Annotated in this window: 11 protein-coding genes; 9 read left to right on the top strand and 2 right to left on the bottom strand. The window is 35.8% G+C overall.

From position 1 onward, the window contains the following. Positions 1-8 precede the first annotated feature (8 nt). The 4 genes from PBT91_RS07710 (at position 9) to PBT91_RS07695 (ending at position 3,587) form a co-directional block, all read left to right on the top strand. On the top strand, positions 9-1,838 hold the full coding sequence (locus PBT91_RS07710) for an ABC transporter ATP-binding protein (protein WP_270061201.1): 1,830 nt from the start codon (positions 9-11) through the stop codon (positions 1,836-1,838). A 188-nt stretch (positions 1,839-2,026) separates the two neighbouring features. Further along, positions 2,027-2,572 (top strand): RNA polymerase sigma factor, encoded by a 546-nt coding sequence (locus PBT91_RS07705; RefSeq protein ID WP_270061200.1) that lies wholly within the window; start codon positions 2,027-2,029, stop codon positions 2,570-2,572. A gap of 32 nt (positions 2,573-2,604) precedes the next feature. Then, positions 2,605-3,135 carry a hypothetical protein gene (locus PBT91_RS07700; protein WP_270061199.1) on the top strand — a complete coding sequence of 177 codons (531 nt, stop codon included), beginning with the start codon at positions 2,605-2,607 and terminating at the stop codon, positions 3,133-3,135. Positions 3,136-3,140: 5 nt separating this feature from the next. Then, a complete protein-coding gene (locus PBT91_RS07695) occupies positions 3,141-3,587 on the top strand; it encodes a hypothetical protein (RefSeq protein ID WP_270061198.1) in 447 nt (148 codons plus the stop codon). A gap of 99 nt (positions 3,588-3,686) precedes the next feature. Here PBT91_RS07695 and PBT91_RS07690 read toward each other — a convergent pair whose 3' ends face one another. After that, positions 3,687-4,763 (bottom strand): WD40/YVTN/BNR-like repeat-containing protein, encoded by a 1,077-nt coding sequence (locus PBT91_RS07690; RefSeq protein ID WP_270061197.1) that lies wholly within the window; start codon positions 4,761-4,763, stop codon positions 3,687-3,689. Between the two features lie 83 nt (positions 4,764-4,846). Between PBT91_RS07690 and PBT91_RS07685 the strand changes: the two genes are divergently transcribed. Together PBT91_RS07685 and purL are read left to right on the top strand one after the other, a co-directional pair. After that, the gene (locus PBT91_RS07685) at positions 4,847-6,061 is read left to right on the top strand and encodes an RsmB/NOP family class I SAM-dependent RNA methyltransferase (RefSeq protein ID WP_270061196.1); all 1,215 of its coding nucleotides are present in this window, start codon (positions 4,847-4,849) and stop codon (positions 6,059-6,061) included. A 215-nt stretch (positions 6,062-6,276) separates the two neighbouring features. Continuing rightward, entirely contained in the window at positions 6,277-9,942 is a 3,666-nt protein-coding gene (gene purL, locus PBT91_RS07680) for a phosphoribosylformylglycinamidine synthase (RefSeq protein ID WP_270061195.1), read from the top strand. A gap of 69 nt (positions 9,943-10,011) precedes the next feature. On the opposite strand, the gene PBT91_RS07675 is transcribed toward purL, so the two are convergent. Further along, positions 10,012-10,617, bottom strand: coding sequence for a DUF4136 domain-containing protein (locus PBT91_RS07675; RefSeq protein WP_270061194.1), 606 nt, complete (start codon positions 10,615-10,617; stop codon positions 10,012-10,014). Positions 10,618-10,958: 341 nt separating this feature from the next. On the opposite strand from PBT91_RS07675, the gene PBT91_RS07670 reads away from it, so the two are divergent. From PBT91_RS07670 to PBT91_RS07660, 3 genes are all read left to right on the top strand, one after another. Continuing rightward, complete coding sequence (locus PBT91_RS07670) at positions 10,959-12,737, top strand: AMP-dependent synthetase/ligase (RefSeq protein ID WP_270061193.1); 1,779 nt, start codon at positions 10,959-10,961, stop codon at positions 12,735-12,737. Between the two features lie 163 nt (positions 12,738-12,900). Then, positions 12,901-13,359 carry a MarR family winged helix-turn-helix transcriptional regulator gene (locus PBT91_RS07665; protein ID WP_270061192.1) on the top strand — a complete coding sequence of 153 codons (459 nt, stop codon included), beginning with the start codon at positions 12,901-12,903 and terminating at the stop codon, positions 13,357-13,359. Between the two features lie 51 nt (positions 13,360-13,410). Beyond that, positions 13,411-15,816 (top strand): 3-hydroxyacyl-CoA dehydrogenase/enoyl-CoA hydratase family protein, encoded by a 2,406-nt coding sequence (locus PBT91_RS07660; RefSeq protein ID WP_270061191.1) that lies wholly within the window; start codon positions 13,411-13,413, stop codon positions 15,814-15,816. The last annotated feature ends 9 nt before the right edge of the window (positions 15,817-15,825 follow it).

Here is a 15,825-nt window from a genome sequence, read left to right as displayed (position 1 = left end):
GAAATTTTATGAGTTATTTAAAAAAAGTTCTTCAGTTTGCGAAACCATATAAGCGTTACGCAATTCTGAATATTATTAGTAATATTTTTTATGCACTATTTAGCACCTTATCATTTTTGGCATTTATCCCGATGCTGCAAGTGCTATTTCAAGTAAATGATCCCGTAACTGAAAAACCAATTTGGGATGGTAATTGGGGAACATTAAAAGATTTTGCTGAAACGTATGCGAACTTTTTTTTAAACCAAAGGATAGAACAATATGGGCAGATTTCTGCCCTTATTACTATCTGTATTTTGATAATTATTCTATTTTTTATCAAAAACCTATTTAATTATATGGCGATGTACTTTATCGCCTCATTAAGAAACGGAATGTTACGTGATATACGTAATCGCATTTACGATAAGATTACAGAACTTCCTATTTCTTTTTTTTCTGAAAAACGTAAAGGAGATACTATCTCTAGAATTACGAGCGATGTACAGGAAATTCAGTCTTCTTTTCTTAGCATGTTAGAAATGTTTGTAAAAGAGCCCCTAACATTGCTCTTTACACTAATAGGAATGCTAATTATTAGTTGGGAACTCACACTTTTTGTGCTTATTTTCTTACCTATTTCTGGGTTAATTATTTCTTCTATTGGGAAAAAGCTCAAAGCAAAGTCAACCAGCGCTCAACAAGAAAATGCGCATTTTTTATCGATTGTTGAAGAAACACTTTCCAGCCTAAAAATTATAAAAGGTTTTAATGCTGAAGGAAAGTTTAAATTGAAATTTCACGAAAGCACCAATAGATTAAATAATATTCTAAATGCACTGCTTCACCGCCAAAATTTAGCTTCACCTATGAGTGAATTTCTGGGAGTTATGGTGATCACGGTTGTGCTTTGGTTTGGTGGTAAAATGGTTTTGATCGATCAAACTATGGATGCTGCAACTTTTATTGGTTTTCTGGTTTTAACCTATAATATCCTTACTCCTGCAAAAGCAATTTCTAAAGCAACTTATAGCGTACAAAAAGGAAACGCCAGTGCAGAGCGTATTTTGGAGATTATAGAAACTGAAACTAACTTAAAAGATGCGCCAAATGCGATCAAAAAAGAAAGTTTCGATACAAAAATTGAAGTAAACAATATCAATTTTAAATACGAAAAAGAGTTGGTTTTAAAAAACTTCAGCATGAGTGTTCCCAAAGGACAAACCATTGCTCTTGTTGGCCAATCTGGTAGTGGAAAATCAACAATCGCTAATCTGATAACTCGTTTTTACGATGTAAATGATGGAAGCATTAAAATTGATGGAACCGATATTCGTGAAATTTCGAAACATTCTTTAAGAAATTTAATGGGCCTTGTTACTCAGGATTCTATATTATTTAATGATACTATTCGTAATAATGTGGCCTTGGGAAAAGATAATGCTACAGAAGATGAAATTATCAATGCGCTTAAAATCGCCAATGCCTGGGAATTTATTTCAACAATGCCACAAGGTTTAGATACTAATATTGGAGATTCTGGGAACAAATTAAGTGGCGGACAAAAACAGCGTCTTTCTATTGCCAGAGCGGTACTTAAAAATCCGCCGATAATGATCTTAGACGAAGCAACTTCTGCTTTAGATACCCAAAGTGAAAAGCTAGTTCAGCAGGCTTTAGAAAATATGATGCGTAATAGAACTTCCGTAGTTATTGCTCATCGCTTAAGCACTATTCAAAATGCCGATAATATTATTGTAATGCAGCGCGGTCAAATCGTAGAACAAGGAAAACACGAAGATTTATTGGCTAAAAAAGGAACCTATCAAAAACTGGTCGAAATGCAATCTTTTGCGTAGAAAACTTTAAATTAAAATTTCCTTTCACTTTACCCGCGATTATTCATAAAAATTTTAATTTTTCAGAGCAAAAATCAATTAGAATATAGCAGTCTTAGTAAAATTATAATGCAATAATTAGTCAGCTTTAAAGTTTTCTATATTTTAGCCAAATCATCTTAAAGGGATTGTAAACTAAATTTTTTCCCTTGGAAAAAGCCGAAGATTTACTTATACATCAATTAAAAGATAAAAAAACTTCTCAGGAAGCTTTTAGGAAACTTGTATCTCAATATAAGGAGCGTTTGTATTGGCATATTAGAAACATGGTTAAAGATCATGATGATTCTCATGATGTACTTCAGAATACTTTTATCAAAATTTTCAGAAATATTGGCCAGTTTAAAGGAGACAGTAAATTATTTTCCTGGATGTATCGAATTGCCACGAACGAATCGATTACATTTTTAAATAAAAAAGCGAAACTTCAACAAATTTCTTCAGACGAACTTCAGGATGCAATAATAAATAATCTTGAAAGTGATGTTTATTTTGAAGGAACAGCGATTCAGCTAAAACTTCAAAAAGCTATAGCTAGTTTACCCAAAAAACAACAACAGGTCTTTACGATGAAATATTTTGAAGAATTGAAGTATAGGGAAATGGCTGAGATTTTAGAAACCAGTGAAGGTGCTCTTAAAGCTTCTTATCATATTGCAGTAAAAAAAATTGAAGAATTTTTAAAAACAAATTAAACCTTTTTGATTTTTAAAAGTCAAATAATCAAATGAAGGAAGAGAAAATACCATATCGTGGCGCCTCTGGCTTTAAAGTGCCTTCTGGATATTTTGAAAATCTAGAGGATCAGCTATTTGATACGGTCTTAAATGAAGGAAAGCAGATACAAGAAATAGAATTACCGGTAGAGACAGGATTTAAAGTTCCTGAAGCTTACTTTGATGGCCTTGAAGATCGTTTGGTTGAAAAAATTGAACCAAAACAACCAAAATTAATTAAAGTAAACTTTAGAAAAACACTTTATTATGCCGCTGGCATCGCCGCTATTTTTTTTGTTTTATACACCACGTTTTTTAAATTAGGAAACGAACAATCTGCTAGTTGGGATGATGTAGAACTTTCGGCTATCGAAGATTATATTGATGATGGATACGTTGATTTATCGGATACTGAATTTTCTAATATGATCTTTGAAGATGGGTACATTGTAGAAGAATCAGATTTTGCTGCAATGAATAGCGATGCTGTATTTCAATACATTGATGAAAATGTTGAAGATCCCTCTTATATTTTAGAATAATTGCTATGAGAAAGATTGCATTAATACTCTTATTGATCTTAGGCTTTGCAACAGCACAAGCACAGGATGATAACGAGAAAGAACGAATTAAATCTTTAAAAACTGCTTTTATAACTCAGGAATTAAACTTTAGTAATAAAACAGCGCAAAAATTTTGGCCTATCTACGATAAATATGATGAGAAACGTAGAGCATTATTTCGAAGGGAACATCGAGATATAGAAAATGTAGATTGTATGGCGGAAGATAAAGCGCAGGAGGTTATTGATGAATTAATTGAAATTGAAAAGCAAGATTACGAACTTAAGAAAAAGTATTATCAGGATTTAAAGTCTATTCTTTCTGCACAAGAAATCGTGAAGCTTCATCAGCTTGAAGAAGATTTCCATAGAAAATTGATAAAAGAATATCGCGCCCGTAAAGAAAAAGAACGAAAAAATAACGAAGAATAAAAGTATTTATAATTTAGTTTTTTGGTTAGTTAGTAGTAAGAATTCCGGTTAACATTCATTTGTTCTCCGGAATTCTTTTTTTAGTCAATTAAAGAATTATTATTGAAAATAAATTTTCGAAATTCGTTTAGATCCCGCCGCAAAAGCAGTTGAATCGTTTAAAAACCGAATGGTATAGAAACCTTCATCGCTTAACTTTTTCCAGGTTTCTCCCGCATCTTTAGAATAAGAAATTCCTGTAAAACCAGTTGCTACAATTTCTTTTCCGTTTCTATTTGGAACATAACGCACACTACTTTTATAATTTGGTTCTTCACCGTCAGCAATAAGATTCCACGTTTTCCCGCCGTCTTTTGTGATGGCTTTGTTTCCTGTGTTTCCATCTGGATCTTCGTAATTTCCGCCAATGATTATTCCGTTTTCAGTATCATAAAAATCCATGCTATAACCGCCCAAAGTTGATTTTCCTTGTTTAAGCGGAGTATCTGCAACTTCCCATGTTTTGCCCTTGTCGGCAGAGTGGAAAACTCGTGATTTCATTCCGCCACTCAAGATCCAAACATTATCACCTTCTATTGCAATATTAGAGTTACTAGCTGCAAATGCCGCTTCACCTTCAGCCGCTTTTGGAAGTTTCTCACAATCAATTTTTTCCCAGGAATTACCACCATCTCTAGTTACAATTATAGACAGGCAATCTTCAGTAGGATCGCCCATGGCAATTCCTTCCTTATCATTCCAAAAAGCAATGGCATCATAAAACACTTTTTCGTTCTCTTCTTTATAAACTAACTTCATCTTACCGTCATCACCGGTTTTATAAAGCAGCGCCGGATTAGCAACACTTAGCATAAAAAAATCTGTACTTGTACTGGCTACTGCTCTAAATTCTGGTTTTAAAGTATCATATTTTTGCTGAGATAACTTCCAGTTACCTGTGGCAGAATTATATAGTCCGTAAGTCCCATTATTTGCGGCAAAAGCCAGATTATTCCCAATAACTTCGATTGCTCTTATACTTAAAGAATCATTTTCTAAAATAGGCTCGATTTTAAAGCTCTCAAAAGTATCATGAGCACTTATTTCTTTTTTTTCGTTTAAACTTGTTTCGGTTAATTTAGTATCATTTTTACAGGCCGCGAAAGCTAATAAAGCCATCATCCAGACTTTCTTCATTTGATTGGTTTTTGGTGGATTTCCTCCAAATATAAATGTTTCGGCAATAAAAAAGATTACCTTTGTGCCCTTAAATTTTAGCAATGCGTTTACATAGAAATTTAGTTTTTGCAACTATAGATGCCCTAAAAGAAATTTTTAACGAAGGTCAATATGCCGATAAGGTGATCGAAAAAACTCTAAAACGAGATAAGCGTTGGGGAGCCAGAGATCGTAGTTTTATTGCTGAAACGACTTACGATATCGTAAGATGGAAACGCCTGTATGCTGAAATTGCTGAAGTTAAAGAACCTTTTTCCAGAGAAAACCTATTTAGACTATTCGCGGTTTGGGCCACTTTAAAAGGAATTACCTTACCCGATTGGAAACAAATCGAAGACACCCCAACACGCCGTATTAAGGGACGTTTTGATGCGCTTAGTAAAATTAGAAAGTTTAGAGAATCGATTCCAGATTGGTTAGACGAGCTTGGTGTTGCTGAACTTGGTGAAGAAACCTGGGAAAAAGAAATTGGTGCGCTAAATAAACAGGCGCCAGTTATTATTAGAGCCAACAAACTAAAAACAGATGCAACTGCACTAAAGAAAAAACTTAGTGAAGAAGGTTTCGAAACCATAAATCTTAAAGATTATCCAGACGCATTGCAATTGGTAGAACGCGCTAATATTTTTAAAACCGAAAGTTTTCAAAAAGGTTTATTCGAAGTTCAAGATGCATCTTCACAACTTGTAGCCGATTTTCTTGGCGTGCAACCTGGCGATCGTGTAGTAGATACTTGCGCTGGTGCTGGTGGAAAATCATTACATCTGGCTGCTTTAATGGAAAATAAAGGTCAGGTTATTGCTTTAGATATCTACGGAAACAAATTAAAAGAACTAAAACGTCGTGCTAAACGTGCCGGTGCCCATAATATTGAAACCCGTGCGATCGATACGAATAAAGTGATCAAAAAACTTCATGGGAAAGCCGATAAAGTTTTGATCGATGCACCTTGTAGCGGTCTTGGTGTCTTGAGCCGTAATCCAGATGCCAAATGGAAATTGGAACCGGAGTTTTTAGACCGCATTCGTAAAACGCAGCAGGAAATTATTCGCCAATACTCCAAAATCGTTAAAAATGGTGGTAGAATGGTTTATGCAACCTGTTCAGTTTTACCTTCAGAAAATCAAATGCAGGTAAAAGACTTTTTAGCTTCAGAAGAAGGAAAAGATTTCAAATTGATTGAAGATCAAAAAATCCTTTCTTCAGAAACTAGTTATGATGGTTTTTATATGGCATTATTAGAAAGAGCAAATTAATGAGTAATCGTAGCAATTTGTTTTGCTCATTACTTTGCATGTAAGTCGATGAATTATCGCTTAGAAAGCGTCCATATTTACATCAAGTAAATCTAAGAATATCAAACCCTCAATGAGGGATTAAAAAAATAAGTTTACAAGCGCTTGTTTAATTTCAATATTCAGTTTAAAAAAGTAAATTTGCGCTTTCAACAACAACACAAAACTTCTTTAGGATGATCCTATTCTTCGGAACTCAAACCAACAAGGTTTATGCCGTGCAAATGCACTCTCAGCCAACAGCTGAAGATATTTCTAAATTAAACTGGCTCTTTGGAGGCGCGCAAAAATATAACGAATCTGCTTTGGCAGATTTTTTTGTTGGTCCACGTGCCGCAATGATCACTCCCTGGAGTACCAACGCGGTAGAGATCACCCAAAATATGGGCATCGATGGAATTATTAGAATTGAAGAATTCTATAAAATCGATGAAAATTTTAACGATTTTGATCCTATGCTTTCTCAGAAATATGCTGAATTAAATCAGGATATTTTTAAAATTGACATTCAGCCGGAAGCCATTGAAGAAATCGAAGATATTGAAGCTTATAACCAACAGGAAGGTTTAGCTTTAAATACCGAAGAAGTAGCGTATTTACAAGGCTTAGCTACTAAATTAGGTCGAAAATTAACAGATTCTGAAGTGTTCGGATTTTCTCAGGTAAATTCTGAACATTGTCGCCATAAAATCTTCAACGGAACTTTCGTGATCGATGGTGAAGAAAAACCTTCATCGTTATTTAAACTGATTCGAAAAACTTCCGAAGAAAATCCAAACGAAATTGTTTCAGCTTATAAAGATAATGTCGCCTTTGTAAAAGGACCAAACGTGGAGCAATTTGCTCCTAAATCTGCCGATAAGCCGGATTTCTATCAAAATACAAATTACGACTCCGTAATCTCACTAAAAGCGGAAACACATAATTTCCCAACCACGGTAGAACCTTTTAACGGTGCTGCGACTGGAAGTGGTGGTGAAATTCGTGATCGTCTTGCCGGTGGTAAAGGCTCACTTCCTTTGGCAGGAACCTCAGTTTACATGACTTCGTATTCGAGATTAGAAGAAAATCGACCATGGGAAAAAGCCATGGAAGAGCGTAAGTGGTTATACCAAACGCCAATGGATATCTTAATTAAAGCTTCTAACGGAGCTTCAGATTTTGGTAATAAATTTGGACAACCCTTAATTGTTGGTTCTGTTTTAACTTTTGAGCATGAAGAACACGGCCGTAAATTAGGTTACGATAAAGTAATTATGCAAGCTGGTGGTGTTGGGTATGGCAAAGCAAGCCAAGCGCAAAAAGATATTCCACAAAAAGGGGATAAAATCGTTATTCTTGGTGGTGAAAACTATAGAATTGGAATGGGTGGCGCTGCAGTTTCTTCAGCTGATACCGGAGAATTTAGTAGCGGAATTGAATTAAATGCGATTCAGCGTTCTAACCCAGAAATGCAAAAACGTGCTGCCAATGCAGTACGTGGTATGGTTGAAGCGGAAGAAAACCCGATTGTTTCTATACACGATCACGGTGCCGGTGGTCACTTAAACTGCTTAAGTGAGTTGGTTGAAGACACTGGCGGGGATATCGACTTAGATAAACTTCCGGTGGGAGACCCTACGCTTTCTGCAAAAGAAATTATTGGTAACGAATCTCAAGAACGTATGGGATTGGTTATCGGAGAAAAAAATATTGAAGCACTAAAACGTGTTGCCGATAGAGAACGTTCTCCAATGTACAATGTTGGTGATGTTACCGGTTCACATCGCTTTACTTTCGAAGGAAAACAAAGCGGTAATAAACCTATGGATTTGGATCTTTCAGATATGTTTGGAAGTTCACCAAAAACCATAATGACTGATAAAACGGTTTCTAGACAGTATGAAAAACTAGTATATTCCGACGATAATATTCAGGAATATGTAAAACAAGTTTTACAGTTAGAAGCGGTAGCTTGTAAAGATTGGTTAACCAACAAAGTTGACCGTTGTGTGTCGGGCCGTGTGGCGAAACAACAAACTGCAGGGCCACTACAATTGCCGTTAAATAATGTTGGGGTGATGGCCTTAGATTATAAAGGGAAAGATGGTGTAGCAACTTCTATTGGCCACTCTCCTATCTCGGCTTTAGTAGATCCTGTTGCTGGTTCTAAAAATTCTATTGCTGAAGCACTTACAAATATAGTTTGGGCTCCGCTAGAAAAAGGTTTAAAATCGGTTTCGCTATCTGCAAACTGGATGTGGCCTTGTAATAATGAAGGTGAAGATGCTCGTTTGTATGAAGCAGTACAGGGAGTATCTGACTTTGCTATAAGCTTAGGAATAAACATTCCTACGGGCAAAGATTCGCTTTCTATGAAGCAAAAATATAAAGATGGCGATGTACTTTCTCCGGGGACAGTAATTATTTCGGCTGCAGGACATTGTGATGATCTTACTAAAATTGTAGAACCGGTTTTCCAGAAAAATGCAGGTTCTATTTATTACATCAATCTATCGCAAGATTCGTTAAAATTAGGTGGTTCTTCTTTTGCGCAGATTCTTAATAAAATTGGTGATGAAGTTCCTACGATTAAAGACGATCAAAAATTCGCTGATGCTTTTTATAACCTTCAGGGATTAATTAAAAATGACATGATCGCTGCCGGTCACGATGTAGCTTCAGGCGGATTAATCACTACGCTTTTAGAAATGTGTTTTGCCGATCAAAACCTTGGTGCAAACATCGATCTTTCAGCATTAGGAGAAAACGATCTTGTAAAATTATTATTCAACGAAAATAGCTCGGTTGTTTTCCAGGCGACTGATGATGCTGCGGAAAAAGTTTTAGCCGAAAACGGAATTGAATTCTTTAAGATTGGTGTAGTTTCTGAAAATAGTAAACTGACTATAAAAAATGCTTCGGAAACATTGAATTTCGATGTTGCTGAATTACGTGATGTTTGGTATAAAACGTCTTTCTTATTAGACCAGAAACAAAGCGGAAAAGAAAAAGCGACAGAACGTTTTGAGAACTATAAAAATCAGTCTCTTTCTTATAAATTCCCAGCAAACTTTACCGGAAAACTGCCTGAAATCGATCCTAATAAACCTAAAATTAAGGCAGCGATTATTCGTGAAAAAGGATCAAATTCGGAACGCGAAATGGCCCGCGCCATGCACCTTGCCGGTTTTGATGTAAAAGATGTACACATGACCGATTTAATTAGCGGTCGTGAGACTCTAAAGGATATTCAGTTTATCGCAGCGGTTGGAGGTTTCTCTAATTCCGATGTTTTAGGAAGTGCTAAAGGTTGGGCTGGCGCATTCCTTTACAACGAAAAGGCGAAAACAGCTTTAGATAACTTCTTCAAAAGAGACGATACGTTATCACTTGGTGTTTGTAATGGTTGCCAACTTTTTATCGAATTAGGTTTAATCAACCCTACGCATCAAGAAAAACCAAAAATGTTGCATAACGATTCGCATAAATTTGAGTGTAATTTTACTTCCGTAGAAATTGCTGAAAACAATTCGGTTATGCTTGGCGATCTTGCAGGTAGCAAATTAGGAATCTGGGCAGCTCACGGTGAAGGTAAATTTAGTTTCCCGTATGAAGAATCGAAATATAATATCGTTGGAAAATATGGTTTTGAAGGTTATCCGGCCAATCCAAATGGATCTGACTTTAATACGGCAATGCTAACCGACGACTCTGGTCGCCACCTAGTGATGATGCCGCATTTAGAACGTTCTACATTTTCTTGGAACTGGGCATATTATCCAGAAGATCGAAAAAACGATCAAGTAACGCCATGGCTTAGCGCATTTGAAAACGCTAAAAAATGGTTAGAAAATAAATAATCTTAGGACTATTATTAAATAAAAAAGCCGCTGAAAATTCAGCGGCTTTTTTAATAATTTGACTTTATTTTATTCTGAATCTTTCTGAAATGCCGGCAATTCACTAAATACAAGATTTACCATTTCTTCCTGAGCTTCTAAATCGGCTTGATCGACAAGGTTTTTCTTTGTTGTGCCTTTCCAAACTGTTTCTTTGGTTTTACGATCTACTAAATCGATAATTACAGCACCAGCTTCATATTCATAAGAATCGGTATCATATCCGGTAATTCTTCCGAAGTTACCATAACCACCATAATAATAATTACCGTAAGCCGGGTTTACTCTGCCTACGCCATCAGTATAAGGATACGCTGCGTAATCTTTTTGAAGTTCAGGATTTTGTTGCGCTGTAGGCTCTACCAGTTTTTTAGAGCTTATAAGAACCAAAAGATCTGGATTTTCTGAATCTAATGTATATCCAGCTCTTTCCATATTCGCATTCACAGTTTCTACCACAACTTTACTTACATCTTGCTGTTCTGGATTCGTATTTAAATTTGCATTGGGTAAAAAGGCAAAGCTTTTATAATTTTTGAGGCTATTTTTATCCGGATTTACAGTTTTTACCTGAGATCCACAAGCATAACAAAAGAGTACAATTAAAATTGGAATAAAAATGTTTTTATTTTTCATGAAGTTTTTTGTGTGAAACTATAAATCAAATACTGTAAAAAGAAATATTATTGCGATTTTAAAAGCAATTTAACGCATTGCCCTAAAATTGAGATAAAACATATAAACTTTTAAAATGATTAAAATTGTAGCTCTTGAATGTAAATGCTTATTAATAGAAATAAACGCATACGCGATTACTTCTCTTTAGCTGTATAGTTCTCCCAAAATCAAGAAGAATTAGAATGCTTCGAAATAAAAACTTTATAAAATTCTAATAATTTTTCTATTCTTTTTGTTATATTCAATCCAAAAACTGCCGTATTTTGCTATTTTGCAATATACTGATAATGAAAAAGTAGATGAATACTATAAAACGTCTTTTTGATTTCCCTTATTTTCAGCAAAAAAATTACCCGCTGCAAACTGCTTTAGCTACAAAGTACAATGGTGAATGGAAGAAAATTTCTACTAAAGAATATATCGATGAAGCTAATAAAGTAAGCCGCGCTTTGCTAAGAATGGGCATTAAACCCAATGATAAAATTGCGATTATTTCTTCTACAAATCGTAATGAATGGAATATTACAGATATCGGAATTTTACAAATAGGTGCTCAAAATGTACCTATCTATCCAACGATTTCCCAACAAGAATATGAATATGTTTTAAATCATAGTGAAGCAATATATTGTTTTGTATCTGATAAAGAGGTATTAAGCAAAATCAATGCAATAAAAGCTAATACTCAGCTTAAAGAAGTATATAGTTTTGATGAAATTGAAGATTGCAAAAACTGGAAAGAAGTCCTAAAATTAGGAGAAGACACAGGTAATCAAAAAGAAGTTCAAGAGCGTATGGATGCGATCAAAACGACAGATCTCGCTACGTTGATTTATACTTCTGGAACTACGGGAAAACCCAAAGGCGTTATGCTTTCTCACGAAAATATAGTGAGTAATGTCTTGGGAAGTGCTCCAAGGGTTCCATTTGATTTTGGAACATATACTGCGCTTAGTTTTCTACCAGTTTGCCATGTTTTTGAAAGAATGATCTTGTATCTATACCAATATTATGCGGTATCGATCTATTTTGCTGAATCGATCGATATGCTAAGTGAAAACCTGAAAGAAGTTAAACCTAATGTGATTACAGCTGTTCCGCGCCTACTTGAAAAAGTTTACGACAAGATTGTGGCCAAAGGATCTTCTGCCGGTGGTATAAAAACGGCTTTATTCAATTGGGCCTTAGCATTAGGACATCAATATGAACCATACGGTGCAAATGGATCATGGTATGAGTTTAAATTGAATTTAGCCAGAAAAATTGTATTTTCTAAATGGAAAGAAGGATTAGGCGGAAATATTGAATTAATTGTATCTGGTAGTGCTGCATTACAACCTCGACTCGCCAGAGTCTTTGCTGCTGCAGGAATTCCTGTTATGGAAGGATACGGACTTACTGAAACTTCACCGGTAATTGCAGTAAACGATCAAAGAGATCATAACTTTAAAATTGGAACCGTTGGAAAACCAATAAAGAATTCAGAAGTAAAAATTGCAGAAGACGGAGAAATTCTCACCAAGGGTCCAAGTGTTATGATGGGCTATTATAAAGACGAAGAAAAAACGAATCAGGCATTAACTTCAGATCGCTTTTTCCACACAGGAGATATCGGAGAAATCGACGATGACGGTTTTCTTAAAATTACCGACCGTAAAAAAGAAATGTTCAAAACTTCTGGCGGCAAATATGTAGCTCCGCAGATATTGGAAAACACCATGAAACAATCACAGTTTATAGACCAAATTATGGTTGTAGGTGAAGGAGAGAAAATGCCGGCTGCTTTGATTCAGCCAAACTTCGACTTTTTAAAAGAATGGGCTTCAAGAAAGAATATCGATTTAGGCAAAGGTTCTCTATCAGAGATTACAGAGAATAAAATGGTGAATGATCGTATAGAGCAAGAAATCGATTTTTACAATAAAAATTTTGGTAGCTGGGAGCAGGTTAAAAAATTTAAGTTAACTCCCGAAATATGGAGTGTAGAAGAGGGCCTTTTAACCCCTACTATGAAAGTGAAAAGGAAAAATGTAGTAGAAAAGTATCGTCATTTATACGATCAAATTTACGACAGATAAAAAATTGATTATTTTATTATCACAGAAAACTCTCCTATATAAGGAGAGTTTTTTATTTATTCTATATTTTGAAAAAGATATAATGAAGAATTAACAATTTTCACATTTACTTATTATGCATGCATAATATATTTTATTATCTTTGGTTGGCTTAGAAGAATTTATGAAAGAAAAAACAATAGATTATGTGTTGAGAGCAACTTGGATGACTGTTTCTAAAATGTATAATGAAGAAGCAGGTAAAGCAGGTAGCACAATGGCTACAGGTTTCGCACTTCTTAGCATAGATCCCGAAAAAGGAACACCCTCTACATCCCTCGGGCCCAAAATGGGAATGGAAGCTACCAGTTTAAGCAGGATGCTCAAAACTATGGAAACTAAAGGATTGATCGAGCGCAGAAAAAACCCTAACGATGGTAGAAGCGTATTAATTTATCTAACCAAATTTGGATTAGAAATGAGAGATTTCTCTAAAGGAGTAGTTCTAAGGTTTGATGAAGCTGTAAAAGAAAATGTTAGCGAACAGGATCTCAAAACCTTTACAGAAGTTGCAAACACCATTACTGATCTTATAGCAAACAGAAAAATTTATAATCAAGAGATTGAATTAAAGAATAAATAACCAGACTTCAATATTCTAAATATGAAGTTTTCTAAAACCAGAACTTATACTATGAACAGAAAAATCAATAAAGTTGCTGTCATTGGTTCAGGAATTATGGGTAGCGGTATTGCCTGCCATTTCGCCAATATTGGCGTCGAGGTCTTACTGCTCGATATTGTTCCTAGAGAACTCAATGAAAAGGAACAGAAAAAGGGACTTACCTTAGAAGATAAAGAAGTGCGCAATCGCATCGTTATCGAATCGTTACAAAATTCTTTAAAATCAAAGCCCTCTCCTATTTACCATAAAGATTTTGCCAATCGCATAACCACCGGAAACTTAGAAGATGATATCGCTAAAGTTGCTGAAGTCGATTGGATCATCGAAGTGGTGGTAGAACGATTAGATATTAAAAAACAGGTTTTTGAAAAACTTGAAAAACATAGAAAACCGGGAACTTTAATCACTTCCAATACTTCCGGGATTCCCATTAAATTTATGAACGATGGAAGAAGTGAAGATTTCCAGAAGCATTTCTGCGGAACACACTTTTTCAATCCGCCACGTTATTTACGATTATTCGAAATTATCCCGGGACCCGATACTTCCAAAGAGGTGTTAGATTTCTTGAATCACTACGGAAAAAAATTCCTCGGTAAAAAATCAGTGATCGCAAAAGACACACCGGCCTTTATTGGAAACCGCGTTGGGATCTTCAGCATTATGAGTTTATTCCATATGGTAAAAGATATGGATATGACCATTGAAGAAGTCGATAAATTAACCGGACCGGTAATTGGTCGTCAAAAATCGGCTACCTTCCGTACCGTCGATGTGGTTGGTTTAGATACCTTGGTTCACGTCGCTAACGGTCTTTACGAAAACGTTCCCGAAGATGAAGCGCACGATCTTTTTGCGCTACCAGATTTTATCCAAACCATGATGGATAACAAATGGCTGGGAAGCAAAACCGGACAAGGTTTTTATAAAAAAGAAAATAAAAAAGATGGTTCCAGCGAAATCAAATCGCTAGATCTGGATAAGATGGAATTTCGTGATCGAAAAAGCGCGAAATTTAATGTTTTAGAACAGACCAAAACCATCGATAAACTTAGCGATCGCTATAAAGTTTTAATTAAAGATGAAGGAAAAGCAGGAAAGTTTTATCGCAAAAACTTCTCCGCATTATTTGCTTACGCTTCTAACAGAATTCCGGAAATTACTGATGAACTTTACAAAATTGATGATGCGATGCAAGCCGGTTTTGGATGGGAGCACGGACCATTTCAGGTTTGGGATGCCATTGGCGTAGAAAAAGGAATCGAAATGATGAAAGCTGAAGGTTACGAGCCTGCAGCTTGGGTTTCAGAAATGGTAAATGAGGGCATTACTTCCTTCTATTCTATAAAAGAAGGCAACACGTATTATTATGAAATTCCGAAGAAAGAACACGTAAAAGTTCCGGGGCAAGATTCCTATATCATCTTAGATAATATTCGCGAATCTAAAGCCGTATTCCAAAATAGCGGCGTTGTCGTTGAAGATCTAGGTGATGGCATTCTGAACTTAGAATTCCGCAGTAAAATGAATTCGATTGGTGGTGATGTTTTAGACGGAATCAACAAAGCCATTGATTTAGCTGAAAAAGAATACCGCGGACTCGTAGTCTCTAACGACGGAAAAAATTTCTCGGTAGGTGCCAATATTGGGATGATCTTTATGATGGCGGTCGAGCAGGAATATGATGAACTGAATATGGCGATCAAATACTTTCAGGATACTATGATGCGTATGCGCTACTCCTCTATTCCAACGGTTGCTGCGCCGCATAATATGGCGTTAGGTGGTGGTTGCGAACTTTCGCTTCACGCCGATAAAGTGGTGGCTCACACCGAAACCTATATTGGTTTAGTGGAATTTGGTGTTGGGGTAATACCCGGCGGTGGCGGTTCTAAAGAAATGACATTAAGAGCTGCTGATACTTACCAGAAGGATGATGTAGAGCTAAACAGATTGCGAGAAAATTTCTTGACGATTGGTATGGCAAAAGTTTCTACTTCGGCATATGAAGCTTACGATACCAACATCCTTCAGAAAGGAAAAGATATTGTAGTGGTGAATCGTGATAATCAATTAACCATTGCGAAAAAACACGCCTTATTAATGGCAGAAAATGGGTATACACAGCCTATCAAACGTAACGATATAAAAGTTTTAGGAAAACAAGCATTAGGAGCTTTTTACGTAGGAACCGACCAAATGAACGCCGGAAAATACATTAGCGACCACGATAAAAAAATCGCCAATAAGTTAGCCTACGTAATGGCTGGTGGAGACCTATCTGAAGCTTCTTACGTTAGTGAACAATATTTACTAGACCTAGAACGTGAAGCTTTCTTAAGTCTTTGCGGAGAACGTAAAACTTTAGAACGCCTTCAGCATATGTTGCAGAAGGGGAAACCGTTGAGAAATTAGTAGTTAGTA

It is taken from the genome of Zunongwangia sp. HGR-M22 (genome assembly GCF_027594425.1).
Lineage (GTDB): Bacteria > Bacteroidota > Bacteroidia > Flavobacteriales > Flavobacteriaceae > Zunongwangia.
The sequence above is the reverse complement of the archived record's forward strand: the minus strand, read 5'-3'. Positions and strand labels throughout refer to the sequence as shown.